This window comes from Ectothiorhodospira mobilis, from assembly GCF_900114895.1.
Lineage (GTDB): Bacteria > Pseudomonadota > Gammaproteobacteria > Ectothiorhodospirales > Ectothiorhodospiraceae > Ectothiorhodospira > Ectothiorhodospira mobilis_A.
The window spans coordinates 26,979-49,682 of record NZ_FOUO01000013.1 but is presented as its reverse complement, the minus strand read 5'-3'; the positions used below and the strand labels follow the sequence as shown (position 1 = coordinate 49,682).

At 68.7% G+C, this 22,704-nt stretch carries 22 protein-coding genes; 11 read left to right on the top strand and 11 right to left on the bottom strand.

The window, feature by feature from the left end; translation table 11 throughout:
• Window positions 1-60 precede the first annotated feature (60 nt).
• Window positions 61-930 (bottom strand): 5'-3' exonuclease, encoded by an 870-nt coding sequence (locus BM214_RS09795; RefSeq protein WP_090486381.1) that lies wholly within the window; start codon window positions 928-930, stop codon window positions 61-63.
• Window positions 931-953: 23 nt separating this feature from the next.
• Here BM214_RS09795 and BM214_RS09790 point away from each other — a divergent pair, with 23 nt between their 5' ends.
• Both BM214_RS09790 and BM214_RS09785 read left to right on the top strand, forming a co-directional pair.
• Window positions 954-1,304 carry a DUF6489 family protein gene (locus tag BM214_RS09790; protein ID WP_244887928.1) on the top strand — a complete coding sequence of 117 codons (351 nt, stop codon included), beginning with the start codon at window positions 954-956 and terminating at the stop codon, window positions 1,302-1,304.
• Window positions 1,305-1,454: 150 nt separating this feature from the next.
• On the top strand, window positions 1,455-2,435 hold the full coding sequence (locus BM214_RS09785; RefSeq protein WP_090486375.1) for a malate dehydrogenase: 981 nt from the start codon (window positions 1,455-1,457) through the stop codon (window positions 2,433-2,435).
• Between the two features lie 69 nt (window positions 2,436-2,504).
• Here BM214_RS09785 and BM214_RS09780 read toward each other — a convergent pair whose 3' ends face one another.
• Both BM214_RS09780 and rpmE read right to left on the bottom strand, forming a co-directional pair.
• The gene (locus BM214_RS09780) at window positions 2,505-3,335 is read right to left on the bottom strand and encodes a thermonuclease family protein (RefSeq protein WP_244887927.1); all 831 of its coding nucleotides are present in this window, start codon (window positions 3,333-3,335) and stop codon (window positions 2,505-2,507) included.
• 14 nt (window positions 3,336-3,349) lie between these two features.
• Window positions 3,350-3,553, bottom strand: coding sequence for a 50S ribosomal protein L31 (gene rpmE / locus BM214_RS09775; RefSeq protein ID WP_090486372.1), 204 nt, complete (start codon window positions 3,551-3,553; stop codon window positions 3,350-3,352).
• Window positions 3,554-3,988: 435 nt separating this feature from the next.
• Here rpmE and rimO point away from each other — a divergent pair, with 435 nt between their 5' ends.
• Window positions 3,989-5,287 (top strand): 30S ribosomal protein S12 methylthiotransferase RimO, encoded by a 1,299-nt coding sequence (gene rimO / locus BM214_RS09770; protein WP_244887926.1) that lies wholly within the window; start codon window positions 3,989-3,991, stop codon window positions 5,285-5,287.
• A gap of 7 nt (window positions 5,288-5,294) precedes the next feature.
• Here rimO and ubiT read toward each other — a convergent pair whose 3' ends face one another.
• The 3 genes from ubiT to BM214_RS09755 all read right to left on the bottom strand — a co-directional run bounded on the left by ubiT (window position 5,295) and on the right by BM214_RS09755 (window position 7,730).
• Window positions 5,295-5,822 carry a ubiquinone anaerobic biosynthesis accessory factor UbiT gene (ubiT, locus tag BM214_RS09765; RefSeq protein WP_090486366.1) on the bottom strand — a complete coding sequence of 176 codons (528 nt, stop codon included), beginning with the start codon at window positions 5,820-5,822 and terminating at the stop codon, window positions 5,295-5,297.
• 109 nt (window positions 5,823-5,931) lie between these two features.
• Window positions 5,932-6,621, bottom strand: coding sequence for an N-acetylmuramate alpha-1-phosphate uridylyltransferase MurU (murU, locus tag BM214_RS09760; RefSeq protein ID WP_090486363.1), 690 nt, complete (start codon window positions 6,619-6,621; stop codon window positions 5,932-5,934).
• Window positions 6,609-7,730, bottom strand: coding sequence for an aminoglycoside phosphotransferase family protein (locus BM214_RS09755; protein ID WP_090486360.1), 1,122 nt, complete (start codon window positions 7,728-7,730; stop codon window positions 6,609-6,611). The genes murU and BM214_RS09755 overlap by 13 nt, the downstream gene beginning before the upstream one ends.
• 183 nt (window positions 7,731-7,913) lie before the next feature.
• Here BM214_RS09755 and glgX point away from each other — a divergent pair, with 183 nt between their 5' ends.
• Entirely contained in the window at window positions 7,914-10,076 is a 2,163-nt protein-coding gene (glgX, locus tag BM214_RS09750) for a glycogen debranching protein GlgX (protein ID WP_090486357.1), read from the top strand.
• Between the two features lie 6 nt (window positions 10,077-10,082).
• Here the strand turns inward: glgX and BM214_RS09745 are convergent, their stop codons facing one another.
• A complete protein-coding gene (locus tag BM214_RS09745) occupies window positions 10,083-10,889 on the bottom strand; it encodes a phosphodiesterase (RefSeq protein WP_090486355.1) in 807 nt (268 codons plus the stop codon).
• Between the two features lie 154 nt (window positions 10,890-11,043).
• Here BM214_RS09745 and BM214_RS09740 point away from each other — a divergent pair, with 154 nt between their 5' ends.
• On the top strand, window positions 11,044-11,703 hold the full coding sequence (locus BM214_RS09740) for an O-methyltransferase (protein ID WP_090486417.1): 660 nt from the start codon (window positions 11,044-11,046) through the stop codon (window positions 11,701-11,703).
• A 16-nt stretch (window positions 11,704-11,719) separates the two neighbouring features.
• Here the strand turns inward: BM214_RS09740 and argA are convergent, their stop codons facing one another.
• Together argA and argE are read right to left on the bottom strand one after the other, a co-directional pair.
• Entirely contained in the window at window positions 11,720-13,090 is a 1,371-nt protein-coding gene (gene argA, locus BM214_RS09735) for an amino-acid N-acetyltransferase (protein ID WP_090486352.1), read from the bottom strand.
• Between the two features lie 75 nt (window positions 13,091-13,165).
• Window positions 13,166-14,332, bottom strand: coding sequence for an acetylornithine deacetylase (gene argE, locus BM214_RS09730; protein WP_090486349.1), 1,167 nt, complete (start codon window positions 14,330-14,332; stop codon window positions 13,166-13,168).
• Between the two features lie 438 nt (window positions 14,333-14,770).
• Here argE and BM214_RS09725 point away from each other — a divergent pair, with 438 nt between their 5' ends.
• The 4 genes from BM214_RS09725 to BM214_RS09710 all read left to right on the top strand — a co-directional run bounded on the left by BM214_RS09725 (window position 14,771) and on the right by BM214_RS09710 (window position 17,466).
• Window positions 14,771-15,766, top strand: a complete 996-nt coding sequence (locus BM214_RS09725) for a serine-rich family protein (protein ID WP_090486344.1) — start codon at window positions 14,771-14,773, stop codon at window positions 15,764-15,766.
• 98 nt (window positions 15,767-15,864) lie between these two features.
• Entirely contained in the window at window positions 15,865-16,221 is a 357-nt protein-coding gene (locus BM214_RS09720; protein ID WP_090486342.1) for a hypothetical protein, read from the top strand.
• Window positions 16,208-16,939 carry a C39 family peptidase gene (locus tag BM214_RS09715; protein ID WP_090486339.1) on the top strand — a complete coding sequence of 244 codons (732 nt, stop codon included), beginning with the start codon at window positions 16,208-16,210 and terminating at the stop codon, window positions 16,937-16,939. The genes BM214_RS09720 and BM214_RS09715 overlap by 14 nt, the downstream gene beginning before the upstream one ends.
• A 62-nt stretch (window positions 16,940-17,001) precedes the next feature.
• Window positions 17,002-17,466, top strand: coding sequence for a hypothetical protein (locus BM214_RS09710; RefSeq protein WP_090486335.1), 465 nt, complete (start codon window positions 17,002-17,004; stop codon window positions 17,464-17,466).
• A 27-nt stretch (window positions 17,467-17,493) separates the two neighbouring features.
• On the opposite strand, the gene BM214_RS09705 is transcribed toward BM214_RS09710, so the two are convergent.
• Together BM214_RS09705 and BM214_RS09700 are read right to left on the bottom strand one after the other, a co-directional pair.
• Window positions 17,494-18,546 (bottom strand): transporter, encoded by a 1,053-nt coding sequence (locus BM214_RS09705; RefSeq protein WP_244887925.1) that lies wholly within the window; start codon window positions 18,544-18,546, stop codon window positions 17,494-17,496.
• Between the two features lie 63 nt (window positions 18,547-18,609).
• Window positions 18,610-19,989, bottom strand: coding sequence for a sigma-54 dependent transcriptional regulator (locus tag BM214_RS09700; protein WP_090486332.1), 1,380 nt, complete (start codon window positions 19,987-19,989; stop codon window positions 18,610-18,612).
• A 307-nt stretch (window positions 19,990-20,296) separates the two neighbouring features.
• Here BM214_RS09700 and ilvD point away from each other — a divergent pair, with 307 nt between their 5' ends.
• Window positions 20,297-22,159, top strand: coding sequence for a dihydroxy-acid dehydratase (ilvD, locus tag BM214_RS09695; protein WP_090486329.1), 1,863 nt, complete (start codon window positions 20,297-20,299; stop codon window positions 22,157-22,159).
• Between the two features lie 119 nt (window positions 22,160-22,278).
• Window positions 22,279-22,698, top strand: a complete 420-nt coding sequence (locus tag BM214_RS09690) for a DUF1523 family protein (RefSeq protein ID WP_090486326.1) — start codon at window positions 22,279-22,281, stop codon at window positions 22,696-22,698.
• The last annotated feature ends 6 nt before the right edge of the window (window positions 22,699-22,704 follow it).

Here is a 22,704-nt window from a genome sequence, read left to right as displayed (position 1 = left end):
GCCGGTATGGCCTCCCGCCTTGCGGTGCGCCGGGGGCGTCGTTTACTGCCCCGATGCCCCTTAGAGGCCATGGCGCAGGGGGGTGGGCAGGTCCAGGTGTTCGGCCAGGGCGGCCAGTTGCGCCGCGTCCGCGGGGCGGCGTTCCAGGCTCAGCCCCGGGGGCAGGTCGGCCTCGCAGTGGATGCCGGTGAGCTGCCGGGCCAGGCGCACGGTGTCCTGGTGGGACTCCACCAGGGTCATGAGGCGCCGTGCCCCGCGCAGGGGCATGCGGCCGATGGCGGGGATGTCCTCCAGCAGGGCCGGCAGGCTGCCGGCGCGGCGCAGCAGGCGCGCGGCGGTGGCCATGCCCACCCCGGGGATGCCGGGGATGTTGTCCACCTTGTCCCCGGCCAGGGCCAGCTGGTCGGCCACCTGTTCGGGGCGCACCCCCAGGCGCTTTTCGATGCCCGCCGGGTCCAGCCGCCGGGGATGGCGCGGGTCCCACCAGTGATCCCCCGGGGAGATCAGCTGGGTCAGGTCCTTGTCGCCGGTGACCACGGTCACGCAGCGGCCCCGTTCCCGTTCCCGATCCGCCAGGGTGCCGATGAGGTCATCCGCCTCGAAGCGGGGGCTGGAGAGGGTGGTCACCCCCAGGGCCTCCACCAGCGTACGGCACCAGGGGAACTGGCGCTTGAGGTCTTCCGGGGCCGGCGGGCGGTTGGCCTTGTAGTCGGGGAAGAGGGTGTGGCGGTGGGAGCCCTTCTGGCCCTCGTCGAAGGCGAAGGCGATGCGTTGCGGGCGCTCCGCCTGCAGCAGTCCGTGGACGAAGCGCGCGAAGCCGTGGACCGCGTTGGCCGGGTGGCCGTCGCGGGTGGTGATGTCCCCGGGCAGGGCGAACCAGGCCCGGAAGATGAAGATGCTGGCGTCGACGAGATAGGTGGGTGCGGTCACGGGGGGGCAGTCTAGCAGATGGGATGCGGCTGCGGCCGCTGCGCATCTTGGCGGCATTTGATACGGTGGCCGTTCAAGTGGATGCAGGGCCCGAGGGGCCGGGAGGCGAGATGAAGTTCAATGTGGAGGTGGAAGCCACGCCCCAGGAGATGCGGGCCTTCCTGGGCCTGCCGGATGTGGCGCCGCTGCAAAAGGAGATGCTGGATGAACTGGCCCGGCGCATGCGCGAGGGGCAGCAGGGCTACGATGCCCTGTCCCTGATGCAGCCCATGCTGCAAAGCGGGGTCGCCGGCATGGACGCCTTCCAGAAGCTGTTCTGGCAGGCCTTCAGCCAACAGGGGGAGCGGCCCTCCGGCCGGGACAAGGAGGGTTGAGCCGCCCAAGCCCTCGCGCGGGGGTCGCCGGGTCCGGCCGGACCTGAGGCCGGCCCGCTCTGGTAGAATCGGCCCCGGGCCCGCCGGGCCACGGGGCGGAGGATTCCGCCGCGTCGATCCATCCCTGAACGATCATCCGGAGGTAGCTTCATGAACAATCCCATGCGCGTCGCCGTGACCGGCGCGGCTGGCCAGATCGCCTACAGCCTGTTGTTCCGCATCGCCGCCGGCGACATGCTGGGCAAGGATCAGCCCGTCATCCTGCAGTTGCTGGAAATCCCCCCGGCCATGGACGCGCTGCGCGGTGTGGTCATGGAGCTGGAGGACTGCGCCTTCCCGCTGCTGGCGGGGATCACCACCTCCGACCGTGCCGAGGAGGCCTTCGAGGGGGCCGACGTGGCCCTGCTGGTGGGGGCGCGTCCCCGGGGCCCCGGTATGGAGCGCAAGGACCTGCTGGAGGCCAACGCCGCCATCTTCTCGGAACAGGGCCGGGCCCTGAACGCCGCCGCCAGCCGTCAGGTGAAGGTCCTGGTGGTGGGCAACCCCGCCAATACCAACGCCCTCATCGCCCAGCGCAACGCCCCGGATCTGGACGCCCGCAACTTCACCGCCATGACCCGTCTGGACCATAACCGGGCCATGGCCCAGTTGTCGGAAAAGACCGGGGCGGACACCACGCAGATCCGGCGCATGATCGTCTGGGGCAACCACTCCGCCACCCAGTACCCGGACATCAGCCAGGCCACGGTGCGCGGCGAGGCGGCTCCGGATCGGGTGCCCCGGGACTGGTACGAGTCCACCTTCATCCCCACGGTGCAGCAGCGCGGCGCCGCCATCATCAAGGCCCGGGGTGCCTCCAGTGCCGCCTCCGCCGCCAGCGCCGCACTGGATCACGTGCGTGACTGGGTCCTGGGCACACCGGAGGGGGACTGGACCAGCATGGCCATCCCCTCGGATGGCAGCTACGGCATCGAGAAGGGCCTGATCTACTCCTTCCCGGTCACCTGCAGCGGTGGGGACTATCGCATCGTGCAGGGGCTGGAGATCGATGATTTCAGCCGTGAGCGCATGCAGGCCACGGAACAGGAGCTGCGCGAGGAGCGGGACGGGGTGGCCCACCTGCTGCCCTGATGGCCCTGCCCGTGCCCCGCCGGGGCACGGGCGATGACCGTGGGTGCGGGGCACCGGTGGTTGCCCCGCCTACCGGGCTGCGTCCCCGGTGTCCTCCAGGATCTCCAGGTCGGCGGGATGGCGGATGCGCATCCTGGGCTGGCCGCGATGGGTGTAGACATAGCCCCGCCCCTGCACCCGCTTCCCTTCCAGGCCTTCCGGGTCGAGCCTCGGGAAATACCCCATATCCGCCTTGTCGATACGCAGGGCGGCGGCGCCTCCGTCCAGGTTGATCCAGTGGGCGCGGCGGCTCTCCCCGATGCGCGTCACCTCCCCCTCCACCAGGCGGAAACCCTTGGCGTCCCGGGGCAGTTCCTCCGCCTGGAACACCTGGTGGCGGGGCAGGGACCAGAGCCCTTCCCGGGAGGCCTGGGCCCGGGCCTCGGTGGCGCGGTAGCACTCCAGATGGCGGTCGTTGGGGGGGATGGTGAGGGCGGTGGCCAGGCCGCGCTCCAAGAGGAGGGCGGCGATGGGGGTGCCGTCGGGGGTGAACAGGTGGGCCAGGGTGCGTCCGTGGGGGTCGCGGTCCTCGTCATCCGGATGCAGCACCACCCGGTCGTCGTGGTCGTCCAGGATCTCCTGCAGGGCGCGCCGCGCCTCCCGGGCGTAGGGCTCGGCCTCATCCCGGGACCAGTGGATCTCCGGTGCATCCAGGCCGATGAGGCGCACCCGGGTGCCATCCTCCAGGCGCACGGTGTCCCCGTCGGTGACATGATCCACCACGCCGGTACGGGTGAGACCGCCGGGAGGGCCGCACTCCACGGGCAGTTCCTGCCCTTGGGCCGCCGGGGCCAGGCCGATGCAAACACAAAGGGCGCTGCACAGCAGCGCCCTTTGCATGGAACCGCGATGGACCATCATGGCCCCGGCCGGGATCACATCCCGTAGCGGCGGCGGAACTTGTCCACCTGACCGGCGGTGTCGACGATCTTCTGCTTCCCGGTATAGAAGGGATGGCAGGCGGAACAGACTTCCACGTGCAGTTCCGACCCCTTGTGGGTCGAGCGGGTCTGGATCGTGTTTCCGCAACTGCAGGTCACGGTCACTTCGTGGTAATCGGGATGGATCTCCGGCTTCATGCAAGCACCCTCGAAAGCCTGTAGCGCTGGAAAAGGGCGAGAAATATACTGGAAACCCGGGCCGCTGGCAAGCGCGGGCAGCGGCAAGGTCCACTTACGCGGCGGAATCCAGGCGCCGGTTGAGCTTCCGCCGGCAACCCCTCTCGTCCCAAGGCCTTTTTCCCCTTTTCCACAAAACCTGTGGATAACTTTGTGGATGAAGTGGGGGATTCCCTCTCCAAAGCCCATGGATTCGGGCCCGGAGACAGATCGGTTATTTTTTGTTCACTCTCTCAAGTGGTTGTTTCTAATGCATAAAAAAGATTTTGCCGGAGGCCGGATCAGGTCCTTGACATCCCTTGTTGCATGGGCTCCGGGTCGGGACGGATCTGTGCATAATCCGCGGGCCGGTGGCCCGGGCGGTGCGCGGTGAGTGCCGCAGGGAACCCACCGCGGGTGGGCTTCGTGAGCCTGGGCTGCCCCAAGGCCCTGTCGGATTCGGAGCGCATCCTCACCCGCCTGCGGGCCGAGGGGTATCGCGTCTCCCCCACCTATGGGGACGCGGATCTGGTGGTGGTGAACACCTGCGGCTTCATCGAGGCGGCGGTGGAGGAGTCCCTGGAGGCCATCGGCGAGGCCCTGGGGGAGAACGGGCGGGTGATCGTCACCGGCTGCCTGGGGGCGGAGGCCGAGCGGGTACGCCGGGTCCATCCCGGGGTGCTGGCGGTGACCGGCCCCCATGCCCTGGAGGCGGTGATGGCGGCGGTGCACCGGCATCTGCCGGCGCCCCATCTCCCCTTTGAGCGTTTGGTGCCGCCCCAGGGGGTGCGCCTGACGCCGGATCACTACGCCTACCTGAAGATCTCCGAGGGCTGTAACCATCACTGCAGCTTCTGTGTCATCCCCCGCTTTCGCGGCCCCCTGGTGAGCCGGCCCATGGGCGAGGTGCTGGACGAGGCGCAGCGTCTGGCCGAGGCCGGTGTCCGGGAGCTTTTGGTGATCGCCCAGGATTCCGCGGCCTACGGCCTGGATGTGAAGCATCGCACGGGGTTCTGGGGCGGCCGGCCCCTGCGCACGGATCTCCCCACCCTGGCCTCGGCCCTGGGGGAGTTGGGGGTGTGGGTACGGCTGCACTATGTCTATCCCTATCCCCATGTGGATGCCCTGCTGCCGCTCATGGCCGAGGGGCGGATCCTGCCCTACCTGGACATCCCCCTGCAGCATGGCAGTGCCCCCATCCTCAAGGCCATGCGCCGGCCCGCCGCGGCGGAGCGGGTGCTGGAGCGTATCCAGCGCTGGCGCGCCCTGTGTCCGGACCTGACCCTGCGCAGCGCCTTCATCGTGGGCTTCCCCGGGGAGACGGAGGCGGACTTCGAGACCCTGTTGGACTTCATCCGGGAGGCGCGTCTGGATCGGGTGGGCTGCTTCACCTATTCCCCGGTGGAGGGGGCCCCGGCCAATGCGCTCCCCGGGGCGGTGCCGGAGGCGGTGAAGGAGGAGCGCATGGCCCGGTTCATGGAGGTGCAGGCGGGGATCAGCCGGGAGCGCCTGCAGGCCCGGGTGGGACGCCGCCTCACCGTGCTGGTGGATGCCATCGACGAGGAGGGCACGGCCATCGCCCGCTCCAGCGCCGATGCCCCGGAGATCGACGGCCTGGTGTTTGTGGAGGGGGAGGCCCGGCTGCAGCCGGGGGATTGGGCCGAGGTGGTGGTGGAGGACTGCTCCGACCACGACCTCTTCGCCCGCACGGTCTGAGGCGGATTCAGGGGTCGGTGACGTGCAGGCCGCCGGGGAGGTGACGCCCCAGGCCCAGGCGGTGGAGCAGACGCACCATGCGCCGCCCGGCCCGTTCCCCCAGGACCGCGTGGATGTGGCCCTCCCAGTCCGGCTCGGCGGTGTCCAGGAGGTTTTTCAGGTACAGGCCCGCCTCGGTCTCCCCCTCCAGGTCCAGGCGCCGGCTGAAGAACAGGGTGTCCGGGTCCTCGGCGCGGGTGGCCAGGCGCCAGAAGTCCTCCAGGCGGCCGCGGATGCGCACGTCCCAGTCGTCGGCGCCGCGGGCCCGCCAGGGGGTGATGCCCTGGCCGCGCACGAGGAAACAGACCCCGCCGCGGTGGTCGGTGACTGACAGGCAGATGCGCTTGCCTTCCAGGGGACCCAGCTCCTCGGCGGCGGGCTGGCCCCGCAGCAGGTGGTTCACCAGGGCGGTGAAGACGCGGGTGTGCACCGCGTCGGGCAGCAGGCGCAGGGCGACACCCAGGGGGAGCAGGACGGGGGGCTTGGGAAGCGGCATGGCGGGCACCTGTGATCTATGGGGTGGTATGGGTGGGTGATCCCAAAGCGATGGGAAAATTCTATCCCTTCTGCGCCCGTGCCCCAAGGCGGTGGCCCGGCTGTGGGCGCTACCCCCTTGCGAGGGGGCCCGGGTCGTGGCTCAGGCGCCGTTCCAGGGCGGCCAGGCGCTCCACCGTACCCACGTCCATCCAGGTGCCGCGGTGGTGGGTGCCGCCGACCCGTCCTTGCGTGATGGCCTTGCGCAGCAGGGGTGCCAGGGGGAAGGTCCCCGGCGGGGTGTCCGCCAGCAGGTCATGGCGGTACCAGCCGATGCCGGCGAAGGTGAGGCGGGGGCCGTCCGCCTGGTCGTCGTGGACGCGATCGTCCAACAGCACGAAGTCCCCATCGGGATGGTGTTCCGGATTGTCCACCAGCACCAGGTGGGCCAGATCGCCGGGGGCCAGGGTGGGGGCGGTCAGGGGATGGTCGCTCCAGACATCGCCGTTGATCACCAGAAACGGGTCGCTGTGCAGCAGGGGCAGGGCGTTGCGGATGCCGCCGCCGGTCTCCAGGCCCCGGGCCTCGGGGGAATACTGGATGCGCACGCCCCAGGGGCGGCCGTCCCCCAGGTGATCCCGGATCTGTTCCCCCCGGTAGGCCAGGTTGATGACCACGTCCCGGTAGCCGGCCGCGGCCAGGCGCTCCAGGTGGTGCACGATGAGGGGGCGCCCCCCGGCGCACAACAGGGGCTTGGGGGTGTGGTCCGTCAGGGGGCGCATGCGCTCGCCGCGGCCAGCGGCCAGGATCATGGCGTGCACGGGTCATCTCCCGATGGCGGTGTGGACAGGTCCGGCCCCCCCGCCCGGTGGGCCAGTTGCGGCGCGTCTTCGCCACAGGCGGGCATCCCCGCCTTGAGGGCCAGGCGGCGGTCGGGGGGCAGGTGGCTGTCGAACCAGGTGCGCACCGGTGCCAGGGCGGGGTGGGCCAGTTCCTGTTCCAGCAGGCGCCACAATCGGGGCAGGTGGCGCAGGTAGCCGGGCTTGTCGTCCCGCCGCCACAGGCGGGTGAAGATGCCGATGATCTTGGTGGTGCGCTGTGCCCCCAGGAGCCAGAAGCTGTCATCCAGCAGCCGGGCGTCCAGGCCCGGGAAGGCATCCCGGTAGCGGGCCGTCATGGCCTCGGCGACGCCGGGGTCCACGTCCCGGCGGGCGTCCCGCAGCAGGGAGACCAGGTCGTAGGCGGGCGGCCCCACCCGCGCGTCCTGGAAGTCCAGCAGGCCGCAGGCGTTCACGCCGTGACGGCCCGCCAGGACCATGAGGTTGTCCACGTGGAAGTCCCGCAGCACCAGGGTGGGGGGCAGCATCAGGGCGGGTTCCAGGGCCGTCTCCCAGGCCCCCAGGAAGTCCGCCCGCAGGGGTTCCGGGCAGGGTGCGCCGAAGGCCTCGGGCCAGTACCAGTCGAGGAACAGGGCCGCTTCGGCCAGCAGGGTGGTGCCGTCGTAGGGGGGGATGTCCTGGGCATGGTGGCGCGACCAGCGCCGGTGCAGGGCGATGAGGGTGTCCGTGGCCAGGCGGTAGAGACCGGATTCGTCCGCCCCCTCCCCCAGGGCGCGGCTGAAGGTGTGATCCCCCAGATCCTCCAGCAGCAGGAAGCCCTGGGCGCCATCGAAGGCATGGATCCGCGGGGCGCTGAGATCCAGATCCCGCAGCAGGCGGTCGATGCGCACGAAGTCCCGGGCCGATTCGTGGCTGGGGGGGGCGTCCATGATCACCCGGCAGATGTTGTGATCCCGCAGGCGGAAGTAGCGCCGGAAGCTGGCGTCGGCGGAGAGCAGCGTCGGCTTCGGGATGTGCTCCCCCAGCACGCCGTGCAGCCAGCGCTGCATGGCCTCCTCTCGTTGCCGGGGATCGGGGGTGGGGGTTGTCATGGGGATGCCTGGTCTCCCGGCCCCGCAGGGGGCGTATGTTGCGCTGCAATGACGGCGTGCCCCCGGGCATTGACCGCAGGGGGGGCAACCGGGTGATGATACATGCTCTTCGCGGACACGGCCCATACACCCCCGGGCCCTCCCGTTTGTGTCGATGCGCCAAAGGCGCGGAAGGAAGTGTGCATGACCCATCCCAACTGGGCGGTCTGGCCCGGCAGTCCCTATCCCCTGGGTGCCACCTGGGACGGGGAGGGGGTGAATTTCGCCCTGTTTTCCGAACACGCCGAGAAGGTGGAGCTGTGCATCTTCAGCGCCACCGGGCGGCGGGAGCTGGAGCGCATCGAGATGCGCTGGCAGACGGATCAGGTGTACCACTGCTATCTGCCGGAGGCCCGTCCCGGGCTGCTCTACGGCTATCGTGTCCATGGCCCCTACGACCCCGCCGCCGGGCATCGCTTCAATCCCCACAAGCTGCTGCTGGATCCCTACGCCAAGGCCTTCCATGGCCAGGTGAAGTGGAGCGATGCCCTGTTCGGCTACCCCATCGGCAAAGAGGAGGGCGATCTGGAGCCCGACGCCCGGGATTCGGCCCCCGGGATGCCCAAGTCCCAGGTGATCGACACCGCCTTCACCTGGGGCAACGACGCCCCGCCCCGCACCCCCTGGCACGAGACCGTCATCTACGAATTGCACGTGAAGGGCTTCACGGCCCGCCATCCCCAGGTCCATCCCGCCCTGCGCGGGACCTACGCCGGTCTGGCCACGGCGCCGGTCATCGCCTACCTGCAGCGCCTGGGGGTGACGGCGGTGGAGTTGATGCCCGTGCACGCCTTCCTGGACGACCGCCATCTGGTGGAGAAGGGGCTGCGCAACTACTGGGGCTACAACTCCATGGGCTTCTTCGCCCCGGACATGCGCTACTGCGCCTCGGGCCATGTGAACGAGTTCAAGACCATGGTCAAGACCCTGCATTCGGCGGGCATCGAGGTGATCCTGGACGTGGTCTACAACCATACCGCCGAGGGCAACCACCTGGGGCCCACCCTGTCCTTCCGGGGCATCGACAACAACGCCTACTACCGCCTGGTGCACGATGACCGGCGCTATTACATGGACTACACCGGTTGCGGCAACACCCTGAACATGCAGCATCCCCGGGTATTGCAGCTGATCATGGAGTCCCTGCGCTACTGGGTGCAGGAGATGCACGTGGACGGCTTCCGCTTTGACCTGGCCTCGGCCCTGGCGCGGGAGCTGCACGAGGTGGACCGCCTGGGGGCCTTCTTCGACATCATCCACCAGGATCCGGTGCTCTCCCAGGTGAAGCTCATCGCCGAACCCTGGGACCTGGGGGAGGGGGGTTACCAGGTGGGCAACTTCCCCGTGGGGTGGACGGAATGGAACGGCCGTTACCGGGACACGGTACGGGCCTACTGGAAGGGGGAGCCCGGCCTGGTGGGGGACATGGCCTACCGCCTCACCGGCTCATCGGACCTGTACGAGTCCAGCGGCCGCCGCCCCTATGCCAGTATCAATTTCGTCACCTGCCACGACGGCTTCACCCTGGAGGATCTGGTCAGCTACAACGAGAAGCACAACGAGGCCAACGGCGAGGACAACCGCGACGGGGAGAGCCACAACCTCTCCTGGAACTGCGGCGAGGAGGGCCCCACCCGCAGCAAGCACATCATGGACCTGCGGGCCCGTCAGAAACGCAATCTGCTGGCCACCCTGTTCCTCTCCCAGGGGATCCCCATGCTGCTGGCGGGGGACGAGCGGGGCCGCACCCAGCAAGGCAATAACAATGCCTACTGTCAGGACAACGAGCTCTCCTGGCTGGACTGGGACCTGGACGCCTACGGCCGCGACCTGCTGCCCTTCACCCAGTACCTCATCGGCCTGCGCCGTCAGCATGCGGCCCTGCGGCGGCGGCATTTCTTCCAGGGGCGCCCCATCATGGGGGCCGGGGTGAAGGACCTGGCCTGGCTGCGGCCCGACGGCGAGGAGATGGCCGAGGAGGATTGGGGTCAGGGTTTTGCCCGCAGCCTGGGGATGTTCATCGCCGGGGATCTGTTCGAGGAATATGACGAGCGCGGCCGCCGGGTGCGGGACACGGACCTGATCCTGCTCTTGAACGCGGATCACGAACCCATCTCCTTCCGCCTGCCGGCGAAGCCGGAACGCACCCGCTGGGAGGTGCTGGTGGATACGGTCTATCCCCGCGGGCCGCGGCCGGACCAGCGCAAGTTCCACAGCCACGAACTCTACCCGCTGCAGGGGCGCTCCATGGTGCTGTTGGTGAACGCCAGCCGCCCCGCGCCGCCAACCGGCAACGGCATCGACTGAGGACCTTCAGGAGGCCCGTCGCCGCAGAGCGGTGGCCTGGGGCAGGTACTCCACCCGGGTCTGCACGCGCCCGTCGGCATGGAGTTCGAGGTGGCGGTAGCCCGGGGGCAGGTCATCCAGCCGGGGTTCGGGGGTGTGGGGGGCGAACTGCACGCCGGTGGACGGGGCCCCCAGGAGGCGCACCCCGTTGCGCGTCTCGTCCACCTCCCGGTGGGCGTGGCCGAACAGGACCGCGCGCACCTTGGGGTGGGCATCGATCACCCGGAAGAGGTCGTCGGTGTTGGCCAGGCCGATGCGGTCCATCCAGGCGCTGCCCAGGGGGATCACCGGGTGGTGCAGGCAGATGAGGGCGTTGCGTGCCGGATGGCGGGAGAGGGTCTCTTCCAGCAGGGCCAGTTCGTGGTCGTCCAGGTACCCGGCGGATTCCCCGGGGACGACGCTGTCCAGCAGGAGGATGAGCCAGTCCCCGCGGATGAGCACCTTGCGGCAGTCGATGTTGTCCCCCGCCAGGGTGTCCTCCATGAGGTCCGGCTCGTCGTGGTTGCCCGGCAGGCAGTGCACGGGCCAGGGCAGACGGTTGAAGGTGCGCCGCAGGCGGCGATAGGCGTCCCCCTCCGGGGTGTGGACCAGGTCGCCGGTGACCATCATCAGATCCAGGGGATGTTCCCGCTGCTGGGCCCGGGACAGGACCTGCGCCAGGCTCTCGTCGGTGTCGACCCCGGACCCCATGACGTCCCCGGGTTCGGGACAGAGGTGCAGATCGCTGATCTGGAGCACGCGCAAAGGGCGCGCCGTGAGTCCCGTCAAGCTCATGATTTTTCGACCCTCCTTGAGCGATGGGGATGTGCACCGGTTGTGTGTGCCCTGGGGCACACGCCGACGTCCCGGTGTTATTGTGTCAGTATAGCGGTGCCGATTGACAGTGCCTTGACAGGATGCGCATTGCCGCGCACGCATGGAGAAATGCATGCCCGATACCAAGCCCCCCCTGGAGCCGCGCCTGCGGGCCTATCTGCAGTCGGTCTCGGTGCGCGAGCCGCCCCTCTACCGCCGTCTGCGGGAGGAGACCTCCCACCTGCCGGAGCACCACATGCAACTGGCCCCCGAGCAGGGGCAGTTCCTGGCCCTGCTGGTGGAGCTTTTGGGGGCGCGGCGAATCCTGGAGATCGGGACCTTCACCGGTTACAGCGCCCTGTGGATGGCCGGCGCCCTGCCGGAGGACGGCCGTCTCGTCTGCTGCGACATCCGTCGCGAGTGGACGGACATCGCCGCCCGGTATTGGGACGAGGCCGGCCTGAGCGATCGCATCGAACTGCGGCTGGCCCCCGCCCTGGATACCCTGGACACGCTGCTCTGTGAGGGCGCCGGCGGTTTCGACCTGGCCTTCATCGATGCCGACAAGGGCAACTACGTGAATTATTACCGCCGCTGCCTGCGCCTGGTGCGCCGCGGCGGCGTGGTCTGCCTGGACAACACCCTCTGGGGCGGCCGCGTGGCGGATCCCGACGATCATGGGCCGGACACCGAGGCTCTGCGCGCCTTCAATGCCCTGGCCCACGAGGATCCCGCGGTGAGCCTGAGCCTGATCCCCCTGGGGGACGGGCTCACCCTGGCGCGGCGCCGCTGAGCGCCGCCGTCTTGGTTCAGGGCCGCGGCGGCGGGGCGTCGCGGCCGGGTTTCTTGCGGGGGTCCAGGCGCTTGATGAAGATCTTGGAGTTGCGCTGGAAGTTGTACATGCGGCGGCGTTCGATGGGCAGGGCGTCCATGTCCCCCGGCTCGTAGCCCCGTTCCCGGAACCAGTGGGCGGTGCGGGTGGTGAGCACGAAGACCCGTTCGATGCCCATGCCGGCCGCCTGCTGTTCCTGATGGGCCACCAGGGTCTCTGCCCGCCCGGCACCCCGGTAGTCCGGGTGCACCGCCACGCAGGCCAGTTCCGCCACCCCCTCTTCGGGGAAGGGATAGAGGGCGGCGCAGGCCAGGATCATCCCGTCCCGCTCGATCACTGAGAAGCGTTCGATCTCCAGTTCCAGTTGTTCCCGGGAGCGGCGCACCAGGATCCCCTCCGCCTCCAGGGGCTGGATCAGTTCCAGCAATCCCCCCACGTCTTCGATGTGCGCCTGGCGCAATCGCTCGTAGCGCTCGCCGGTGACCAGGGTGCCCGCCCCTTCGCGAGTGTAGAGTTCCATCAGCAAGGCCCCGTCCCGCTCCCGGTCCACCAGATGGATGCGCGGCACCCCGGCACGGGAGGCGCGGATGGCGCAGAGCAGCTGCGCGGCCAGGTCTTCCGGCAGGGGGCGCTGGCCCTGCAGCAGGTCCCCGGCCTGCTGGGCGGTGAGCTGCATCAAGGGCCGCCGGCGGTTGTCCCGCAGGGCGTCGGTGTGGCTGAGGAAGATCAGCTTGTCCGCCTCCAGGGCGATGGCCACCTCCGTGGCCACCTCCTCGGCGCTCAGGTTGAAGATCTCGCCGGTGGGGGAGTACCCCAGGGGCGGCAGCAGCACCAGATCCCCTGCCTGCAGGGGGCGCCGCAGGCCGTCGGTGTCCACGCGCCGAACCTCCCCCGTGTGCTGGTAGTCCACGCCGCCGCGCACCCCCAGGGGCCGTGCCGTCACGTAATTGCCCGAGGACACCCGCAGCCGCACACCGGACATGGGGGTGTTGGGCAGGCCCATGGAGAGCAGGGCCTCGATCTCGGCGCGCAGGGCCCCCGCCGCCTCCTTCACCGCCTGCAGGGCCACGGCATCCGTCAGACGCAGGCCGTGGACGTACTGCATGTCCGCCCCCCGTTCCCGCAGGCGCTGCTCGATCTGCGGCCGGGCGCCGTGCACCAGCACCAGACGCACCCCCAGGGTCTGCAGGATGGCGATGTCGTGCAGCAGCGCGGCGAAGCCCTCCTGCAGGGCCATCTCGCCGCCGATGCAGACGACGAAGGTGCGCTCCCGATGGGCATTGATGTAGGGGGCGGCCTCCCGGAACCAGGCGACGTGGGGGGAGATGGGGCGCTTCTTGGGACTCATGGGCGTTTCGTTTGGCGGCATGGCGCGATGGTACTCAACCCCGGGTTGCCAGGGCCACCGCGTCGCGGGCGCGGTTCAATCCGCGCCGCTTTCCTGCGCCAGGCAGAAACGCCGGATCAGCCCCCGCAGGATCTCCAGGGTCGGCGGGATGCGGTCCATAGCCAGGAATTCATCGGGCTGGTGGGCCTGGGCGATGTCGCCGGGCCCCAGGATCACCACGTCCATGCCCAGGCGCTGCAGGAAGGGGGCCTCGGTGCCGAAGGCCACGGCCCCGGCCGGGGATCCGGTGAGGGCCTCGGCCGCCCGCACCACGGGGGCATCCGCCGGGGTCTCCAGGGGCGGTACGCCGGGGATCAGCCGAAAGACCCGGTGCTCCAGGCCCGATGCCTCCAGGGCCGCCGCCACCCGTGCCTCCAGCGTGGCCCGCAGTTGCGCCGGGTCCATGCCCGGCAGGGGCCGTAGGTCCAGGTGCAGCTCGCATTCGCCGCAGATGCGGTTGGGATTGTCACCGCCGCGGATGGCCCCCAGGTTCAGGGTGGGCACGGGCACCGCGAAGGCCTCGTTGCGGTGGCTCGCCTGCAGTGCCTCGCGCCAGTCCAGGAGCGCCTTCATCACCCGGTGCATCCCCTCCAGGGCGCTGTTGCCCAATCGGGGATCACTGGAATGACCGGCCTGGCCAGTGACCTGCACCCCTTCCATGAGCATCCCCTTGTGCATGCGCACCGGGCGCAGCCCGGTGGGTTCCCCGATGACGGCATGCCGCCCCAAGGGCCGACCCGAATCCGCCAGGGCGCGGGCGCCGGCCATGGAGCTCTCCTCGTCGGCGGTGGCCAGGATCACCAGCGGCTGGCGCAGGCGCCCGGGGTCCAGATCGGCGGTGGCCTCCAGGGCCAGGGCGAGGAAGCTCTTCATGTCGCAACTGCCCAGCCCGTAGAGGCGTCCGTCCCGCACCTCGGCACGAAAGGGATCCTGGCTCCAGCGGTCGGGATCGCAGGGCACCGTGTCCGTATGGCCCGCCAGCACCAGCCCGCCCGGGCCGTGCCCCAGGGTGGCCACCAGATTCGCCCGGGCGGGTTCCCCCGGCAGGGGCAGCACCTCCACGCGGAATCCGGCATCCATACACCACTGGGCCAGTTCGTCCATGAGGGCGCGGTTGCCCATGTCCCATTGCGGCGAGACGCTGCTGACGGAGGGGAGGGCGATGAGCCGCTCCAGCATGTACTGCAGGGAAGGTCGGGGCATGTGCGCGGTTCCGTGGATGGATCGGTGGGGATTCCCGCGCCACCGGGGCCGGTCCGTGCGCCGTCCCGGGGTGCGCAACTTCAACATACGCCCCCGTGGGCGCCCGGACAAACCGCCACGGCACATGGAGTGTCGCAATGGCGGATCGGATGTATCACCGCTGTTACAGCCATGGAAAGGGCCCGGAACCCCGTGCGTTCAGGCAGGGAGAGGATGCCTCGCCCCCCCCGGGTCACGGAGGTGTTGCACCGAGGAAACGCTTTGCGGTCCCGAATTCGGGTATTCACCCACACTTTTCATGTGTGATGGTTCCAGATGGATGGTTCTGCGGGCTTTTTTATAGGTTGGCCTGAGGGTTGCTTTAAGCATGACACGGACCGGCGGGGGCGATGCCCAGCCAGCCGGACGCAACCCCTGGAAAGTACAAGGAGCATTCCCATGTTGAACTTCAAGAAGACCGCCATCTCCGCCGCCATCGCCATGACCTTTGGCATCGCCGCTCCCGGCTGGGCCGATTCGGGCAACACCGGCGAAGGCGAGTTCGGGGACCAGAGCGCCATCCAGAACACGGATTCCGGCAACTACACCGATTCCGCCAACGACAGCTCGGACAACAGCATGTCCTGGGCGGATTCCCAGAACCCCAACAACAGCACCAATGATTCGGGTAACAACAGCTGGGCGGACTCCCAGAATCCCGACAACAGCACCAATGATTCCGGGAACACCAGTCTGGCGGACTCCCAGAATGCGGATAACAGCAACAACTCGGACAACAGCACTGCCTGGACGGATTCGCTGAACACCGACAACACCAATAACTCCGATAACAGCAACAACTCGGACAACAGTACCGCCTGGACGGATTCGCTGAATACCGATAACACCAACAACTCGGATAACAGTACGAATGATTCGTTCAATGCGGATAACAGCACCAACGATTCGTTCAATGCGGACAGCAGCACCAATGACTCCGGGAATACCAACTTGACGGATTCCCAGAATACGGATAACAGCAATAATTCCAATAACAGCACGAATGATTCGGGCAATACCACGTTCTCGGATGCCTACAAGACCGATAACACCAATAATTCCGATAACAGCACCAACGATTCCGGCAATACGAACATCGCCGACTCCTACAACGATAGCTCCGATAACAGCACCAACGATTCGTTCAATAACAGCAGCATCAATGACTCCTATAACACCATGGTGGTGACCGAGAATGCCCTGAGCGGCACGGTGAGCAATACCTCGCTGATGGTGGAAGGGGAGTCTTCCTACACCTCCTATAACATGGTGGGCGAGGAAGCCCTGAGCAATTCCGCGGGCATCACCCAGGTGTCCCAGAACAGCGGTGCCAACAGCCTCACGCAGCAGCAGGTGTCCGTGCAGGCCCACCTGGGTCTGGGCGCGGCGGAGTAAGCCCTGCCGATGCATGCCGGGTGACTTCGGGGCGGCGGATTGCAGTCCGCCGCCCCGGTCTCTCCGGGCCGGTTCCACGTACCCGTAGGAGAAGGGCAATGTTCGGATTCGGATCCTCGTCCGCGGTGGTGCCCTGGCTGGTGCTGACCGCAGCGGTATGCCTGCCCGGCAGCGTCCTGGCGGGTGAGGCCATGGCCCTGCCCGGCGCGGTGGATGCCGCGGCGCTGGAGGACCAGCGCGCCATGTACAAGATCCCGGCGCTGCAGTTGGGGCAGATCACATCCAATGCCCAGGTGGCGGAGACCTTCATGGAGGGTTCCTTCACCAGCGGCGACAATATCCTGGAGCACGGCGCCCTGGAGAATGCCCAGGGCATGACCACGGTGATCCAGAATTCGGGTCACAACGTGGTGATCCAGGAATCCCTGATGCTGAACGTCCATGTGGCCCCCTGAATCTCTATCCCTCCGGTCCCCCCGGTTGCTGCCGCTGGTTGCCCCGCTGGTGCTGCTGGCGGCCCTGGCGGGGAAGCCGGTGCAGGCATCGGGGCTGGTGCAGGTGCCCGGCATCCTGGGCAGCCATGCCGTGGCGGTGACCAGCCTGCGGGACATGCGTTTTCAGACGGTGATCCCGCAACAGTACGATTTCAGTTGCGGCTCGGCGGCCCTGGCCACGCTGCTGACCCATCACTACGAGCGCCCCACCACGGAGCGCGAGGCCTTCGATGTCATGTATAACCGGGGGGATCAGGAACAGATCCGGACCCAGGGCTTCTCCATGCTGGACATGAAGCGCTACCTGGCCGAGGTGGGGTTGCGCTCGGACGGTTTTCGTCTGCCCCTGGAGAAGCTGGATGAGCTGGGGATCCCGGCCATCGCCCTGGTGGAGATCGAGGGCTACCGCCATTTCGTGGTGATCAAGGGCATCCGTGAGGAGGGTGTGCTGGTGGGGGATCCGGCCCTGGGGGTGAAGGCCTACAGCCCTGCCGAGTTCCGCCGCATCTGGAGCAACGACATCCTCTTCCTGATCCGCGACCGCCTGCAGACGGCGCGCGCCCATTTCAACGATCCGGTGAGCTGGCAGGCCCTGGCCGAGCCACCCTATGGCACGGCGCTGGCACGGGATGGGCTGGGCACGTTCCTCCTCGCCCTGCCGCGCCCCTCCGACTGGTGAGCGAGGTGATCCCCATGGGCCGTAAGCACACAGGCAGGACGGGATGGAGACCGGACCGGGCCATGATCCTGGCCCTGGGGTTCCTGATCGGTGCAGCGCCCATCCCGGCGCCGGCCCAGGACCCCCTGCAGGGGCTGGCCTGGGCGGTGGTCCCGGAGGCCGAGTTGGCAGAGCTTCGGGGCGGCCTGATCCGCGGGGACGGTTTCGAACTCACCCTGGGCATCCAGCGGCTCACCGCCATCAATGGCGAGGTGGTGGTCCGCACGGTGCTCAGGGATCCGGCGGGGCATACCGTGGATACGAGCGCCCTCGCCGGTGTACAGGTGCGCAGCACCCTGGAGGGGCTGCACATCGCCTCCCTGGTGGATCGTCCCGGGGTCACCGTCATCCAGAATGCCCTGGACCGCCAGATCATCACCAACCATACCCTCATGGATGTGGGCCTGCGGGGGGTGGACCTGTCGGGGATGGATCTGGGCCGGCTCCTGGATGCGGAGATCATCCAGGGCCTGCGGGGAGGGTATTAATAGCCCGCCCCGCCGGGTTGCCCCCCCTCAGAACCGCATGGGCAGCCGCAGGGAGACCTGGGCATCGGGGGCGGCGGAGGTGGCCCCCACGGCCACCGACAGATTCAGGCTGGTGCGAGGAGAGAGACGTTGCGACAGGCCCCAGATGAAGCTGCCCACCTGGATGCGCTCGAAGACAGGATCGAGGGTCACGCCTTCCCGGTCGGTCTCGAAGACCATGCTGTGGTCATATCCCAGGCTGATGGAGGTGCGGTTGTTCAGTGAGATGCCGGTCCCCAGGCTCAGGCCCAGGGCATCCCCGGGATCGATGCGCCCGTAGTCCCCGCCCTGGTCCCGTTCCAGGTTCCACAGGTAGCTGATGTTGCCGTAGATCACCGCCGGGTCGGTGGGGTAGATCATGGTCAGGCTGGGCTGTACGGACCAGAAACCGGAGCCGGTGGGTTGCTCCAGGAGGATGTCCACGCCCGAGTCGGAGCCATCCGGGTTGGTTGCCGGGACGCGATCCACCTCGAAGGGGGAGGTGCCGGTGATGGACTTCACCCGCAGGTTGCCGATGAAGAAGGGCTTGCCGGTGTCCGCCCGGTTGAACTGCAGATGCAGCCCCAGTTCCACGTCCCCCAGGTCCTCGCCCGAGGAGTCGGCCACCTGGGGGGTGTCGCTGCCCTCCAAGATCTCGCGCCGGCGCAGGGACTCATCCCGCCACACGTAGGGCAGGCGCACCCCCACCTCCAGGCGCTCGGTGAGCCCGTAGCGCAGGGCCAGGGAGGCGGTGAGGGTGTCCCGCTGCACCTCGCTGATGTCGATCAGCCCGATGGCGATGGCGGGCAGGATGGTGAATCCGTCGATGGCCACCGTGGTGGAAGAACTGTGCACGTACTGCAGGGCCGGCTCCACCACCCACGACCCCGGCGGGGTGAGCAGTCCCCGCTCCTCGAATACCGCCGCCACGTCCGGCTGGGTGCGTTCCTCCGCGGGGCGCTCGCCCACCGGTTCCTGCGGGGCCTGTGCCCGGGCGGCGGGGACGGCCAGGAGCAGCAAAGGGATGGCCGCGGCGGTCAGATGCTTGCTGAGGTGGAACATGCACAGGTCCCTCGTGTTGGATGGTGGATGCCCCGGGGGTTCCGCGGGCAGATGAATGCGATGTCACGGGACTGCACCGTCACCGCCGCGGGGCCCTGGGATGGGGATGCCGTGGCGGCGCGCCATGCGATAGAGGGTGATGCGGGATACCTCCAGGTGCCGGGCGGCGGCGGAGACATTGCCCTGATGCAGGGCCAGGGCCCGGGTGATGGCCTCCCGTTCTGCATCGGCGCGTACCTCTTCCAGGGGGCGGAGGTTGGCGGGGGCCTCCAGCACCTCCTCCAGTCCCAGGTCCCAGGGCTGGATATAGCGGCTCTCGCACAGCACCATGGCCCGGCGCACCCGGTTGATGAGTTCGCGCACGTTCCCCGGCCAGCGGTGCAGGCGGATCGACTCCAGGCCGGCGGCGCTGAAGCCCTTCACCCGGTGCCCCCGCTCCCGGCTGAAGGTCTGGTAGAAGTGCCGCGCCAGGAGTACGGCGTCTGCGTCCCGTTCCCGCAGGGGCGGCATCTGGAAGCGCAGCACGTCCAGCCGGTAGAAGAGATCCTCGCGAAAGCGGCCCTCCCGGACCGCCGCCTCCAGGTCCACGTGGGTGGCCGCCACCACGCGCACGTCCACCTTCTCCTCCCGGTCGCTGCCGATGCGCTGCACCGTCTGGTTCTGCAAAAAGCGCAGCAGGGTGGACTGCACCTCCAGGGGGAGGTCGCCGATCTCATCCAGGAACAGGGTGCCGCCGTCGGCCCGGCACACGTGCCCCTGGCGGGCGCGGTGGGCCCCGGTGAACGCCCCCCGCTCGTGGCCGAAGAGTTCGGACTGCACCAGGGCGGCGGGCACGGCGGCGCAGTTGATGGCCTCGAAGGGTCCCGAGGCCCGGGGGGAGGCGTCGTGCACGGCCCGGGCCGCCAGTTCCTTGCCGGTGCCGCTCTCGCCGGTGATCAGCACCGGGGCGTCCACCCGTCCCACCTTGGTGATGGTGCGCAGCACCTGGCGCATGACCGGGCTCTCGCCCACCAGCATGCCCCCGGCCTGCCCCGGCAGGGGGCCGGGTTCCCCGCGGGTGAGCAAGCGGGCCATGCCCAGGGCGTGGCCCAGGATCACCCGCAGGCGGTTGGGGTCCACGGGCGTGGAGTGGAAGTCGTAGCACCAGTGGCCCAGCAGTTCCCGCACCCGGGGTTCCCAGAGCAGTTCCGGATCCACCAGCGCCACCCACTCCACCTGGCAGTGCCGCCGCAGGAAGGCCTCCAGATGCGGCAGGGTGACCAGATCCTTGCGGGCCAGCAGGAAGATACCCACCAGGATCCGCTGCTCCTCCAGGATCTGTTCCCCCCGGCGCAGGGAGTCGGCCCGCTGCCATTCCCATGGGCCCTCCGGGCAGGGGGCCGCGTGCAGGTCCATGGATGCGAGCCAGAGCAGTCGCTGGGTGGGGCGGGAACCGGAATCCATCTGGGTATCGGGCCTCCATGGTCCTGTGCCGGTGGGGCGGGTGCGGCCTACATTCCATGAGAGGCAATACACTACAGTCCGGGGTGTCCCCCGCAGGGCATGCCGCCGGCACAGGGGGGCGGCATACGGATGCAAGCATGGATAATGCCCAAGGTGGGTTCATCCAACGGATCAGTGGCTTGGCGAAAGAAGGGGTGGCCCCGCCGGCCCTTTCTGTAAACCGGGACGACAGGCACGATGCCGCTGCCCCGGACGTTGACCCAGGGTGTAAAATGGGTCCTATCGTTCAAACACCCTGGATCGCGCCATGCCCGAGTACAGATCCCGCACCACCACCCACGGACGCAACATGGCCGGAGCCCGCGCCCTGTGGCGTGCCACCGGCATGAAGGACGGGGACTTCGACAAGCCCATCATCGCTATCGCCAACTCCTTCACCCAGTTCGTGCCCGGGCACGTGCACCTGAAGGACCTGGGCCAGCTGGTGGCCCGGGAGATCGAGAAGGCCGGCGGCGTGGCCAAGGAATTCAACACCATCGCCGTGGACGACGGCATCGCCATGGGCCACGGCGGCATGCTCTACTCCCTGCCCTCCCGGGAGGTGATCGCCGACGCCGTGGAATACATGGTCAATGCCCACTGCGCCGACGCCCTGGTGTGCATCTCCAACTGCGACAAGATCACCCCCGGGATGCTCAATGCCGCCATGCGCCTGAACATCCCCGTGATCTTCGTCTCCGGGGGGCCCATGGAGGCGGGCAAGGTGCAGCGGGGGGAGCAGGTGATCCATCTGGACCTGGTGGACGCCATGGTGGCCGCCGCCACCCCCGGGGAGAGTGACGAGGACGTCATGACCCTGGAGCGTTCCGCCTGCCCCACCTGCGGATCCTGCTCGGGCATGTTCACCGCCAACTCCATGAACTGCCTCACCGAGGCCCTGGGGCTCTCCCTGCCGGGCAATGGCTCCCTGCTGGCCACCCATGCCGCCCGCAAGGAACTCTTCCTGGAGGCGGGGCGGCGCATCGTCGATCTGGCCAGGCGCTACTACGAGGGGGACGACGCCTCGGTGCTGCCCCGGTCCATCGCCACCCGGGAGGCCTTTGAGAACGCCATGGGCCTGGACATCGCCATGGGGGGGTCCACCAATACCGTGCTGCACCTCTTGGCGGCGGCCCGGGAAGGGGAGGTGACCTTCGACATGACCGACATCGACCGCCTCTCCCGGCGGGTGCCCAACATCTGCAAGGTGGCCCCGGCCACACAGCAATATCACATGGAGGACGTGCACCGTGCCGGCGGCGTGCTGGGGATCCTGGGGGAACTGGACCGGGGCGGGCTGTTGCACCGGGATGCCCATACCGTGCACGCCCCCACCCTGGGTGAGGCCCTGGATGCCTGGGACCTGATGCGGGACACCTGCACCGACGCGGCCCGTCAGCGCTACCTGGCGGCCCCCGGCGGTGTGCCGAGCCAGGAGGCCTTCTCCCAGTCCCAGACCTGGGACAGCCCGGACCTGGACCGCAGCGGCGGTTGCATCCGCGACATCGCCCATGCCTATTCCAGCGACGGCGGGCTGGCGGTGCTCCATGGCAACCTGGCCAGTGACGGCTGCATCGTCAAGACCGCCGGCGTGGACGAGAGCATCCTGGTCTTCTCCGGTCCGGCCCGGGTCTTCGAGAGCCAGGAGTCCGCCGTGGAGGCGATCCTGGGGGACCGGGTGCAGGCGGGGGACGTGGTGATCATCCGCTACGAGGGCCCCAAGGGCGGTCCCGGCATGCAGGAGATGCTCTATCCCACCAGCTACCTGAAGTCCAAGGGGCTGGGCAAGGCCTGCGCCCTGATCACCGACGGGCGCTTCTCCGGCGGCACCTCGGGGCTGTCCATCGGCCATGTCTCCCCCGAGGCGGCCGAAGGGGGCAACATCGCCCTGGTGGAGGAAGGGGATACCATCGAGATCGACATCCCCGGGCGCAGCATCCGCATCGCCGTGGACGACGAGACCCTGGCCCGGCGCCGGGCCGCCATGGAGGCCCGGGGCGAGGACCGCGCCTGGAAACCCGCCAGCCGGCAGCGGGTGGTGAGCCGCGCCCTCCAGGCCTACGCCCTCCTGGCCAGTTCCGCTTCCCAGGGGGCCGTGCGGGATCTTTCCCAGGTGACCCCGAGGCGCTAGTCTTTGCGGGATGATGCCCGGGGCGCGGCATCGCCCCATGCCCCGGGCCCCCACTTCACCGGCGGGGCCGTTCGCATGCCGAGGGCCCCGGAGCCCCATTTCGAGGACGTTGCCCCATCATGAAGAAGAAACTGCTCACCTTCCTGATCACGATCCTGGTGCTGCTCCTGGTCTTCACCTGGCTGCGCTGGGGGCCCGATTCCTGGGAGGTACAGATCACCGGCACCACCGGGGACGGGCGGGAGATCCAGTACCGCATCGAGACGGTGTACGCCGGCACCTCCAGGACCCTCATCTTCCGCAACGAGGATGCCGGTTTCTTCCCGCCGTACTTCAAGTTCGATTCGGCGGATTTGCAATCCGTCGCCCGCCGTGTCAAGGAAAGCTGTCCGGAGGAGGCCGTGGTGGTGCACGGCTATGGCTGGCGTATCCCCTTCATGAGCATGTTCCCCAACGCCACGGCCATCGAGGCCCCCGAGCGTTGCCTGCGGGCGGTGCCCAGGGAGGACGATGGGGCGGCGGAAGGGGCCGGGGACTGAACCCCG

Bases quoted from the DNA above. Each gene is read 5' to 3' on its own strand.
- BM214_RS09705 (WP_244887925.1), bottom strand. From the start codon at position 18,546: ATGTTCCACCTCAGCAAGCATCTGACCGCCGCGGCCATCCCTTTGCTG.
- BM214_RS09785 (WP_090486375.1), top strand. From the start codon at position 1,455: ATGAACAATCCCATGCGCGTCGCCGTGACCGGCGCGGCTGGCCAGATC.
- BM214_RS09700 (WP_090486332.1), bottom strand. From the start codon at position 19,989: ATGGATTCCGGTTCCCGCCCCACCCAGCGACTGCTCTGGCTCGCATCC.
- BM214_RS09740 (WP_090486417.1), top strand. From the start codon at position 11,044: ATGCCCGATACCAAGCCCCCCCTGGAGCCGCGCCTGCGGGCCTATCTG.
- ilvD (WP_090486329.1), top strand. From the start codon at position 20,297: ATGCCCGAGTACAGATCCCGCACCACCACCCACGGACGCAACATGGCC.
- BM214_RS09725 (WP_090486344.1), top strand. From the start codon at position 14,771: ATGTTGAACTTCAAGAAGACCGCCATCTCCGCCGCCATCGCCATGACC.
- BM214_RS09745 (WP_090486355.1), bottom strand. From the start codon at position 10,889: ATGAGCTTGACGGGACTCACGGCGCGCCCTTTGCGCGTGCTCCAGATC.
- argA (WP_090486352.1), bottom strand. From the start codon at position 13,090: ATGAGTCCCAAGAAGCGCCCCATCTCCCCCCACGTCGCCTGGTTCCGG.
- BM214_RS09790 (WP_244887928.1), top strand. From the start codon at position 954: ATGCGGCTGCGGCCGCTGCGCATCTTGGCGGCATTTGATACGGTGGCC.
- BM214_RS09755 (WP_090486360.1), bottom strand. From the start codon at position 7,730: ATGACAACCCCCACCCCCGATCCCCGGCAACGAGAGGAGGCCATGCAG.
- BM214_RS09720 (WP_090486342.1), top strand. From the start codon at position 15,865: ATGTTCGGATTCGGATCCTCGTCCGCGGTGGTGCCCTGGCTGGTGCTG.
- BM214_RS09710 (WP_090486335.1), top strand. From the start codon at position 17,002: ATGATCCTGGCCCTGGGGTTCCTGATCGGTGCAGCGCCCATCCCGGCG.
- argE (WP_090486349.1), bottom strand. From the start codon at position 14,332: ATGCCCCGACCTTCCCTGCAGTACATGCTGGAGCGGCTCATCGCCCTC.
- BM214_RS09780 (WP_244887927.1), bottom strand. From the start codon at position 3,335: ATGATGGTCCATCGCGGTTCCATGCAAAGGGCGCTGCTGTGCAGCGCC.
- BM214_RS09715 (WP_090486339.1), top strand. From the start codon at position 16,208: ATGTGGCCCCCTGAATCTCTATCCCTCCGGTCCCCCCGGTTGCTGCCG.
- rpmE (WP_090486372.1), bottom strand. From the start codon at position 3,553: ATGAAGCCGGAGATCCATCCCGATTACCACGAAGTGACCGTGACCTGC.
- ubiT (WP_090486366.1), bottom strand. From the start codon at position 5,822: ATGCCGCTTCCCAAGCCCCCCGTCCTGCTCCCCCTGGGTGTCGCCCTG.
- BM214_RS09690 (WP_090486326.1), top strand. From the start codon at position 22,279: ATGAAGAAGAAACTGCTCACCTTCCTGATCACGATCCTGGTGCTGCTC.
- glgX (WP_090486357.1), top strand. From the start codon at position 7,914: ATGACCCATCCCAACTGGGCGGTCTGGCCCGGCAGTCCCTATCCCCTG.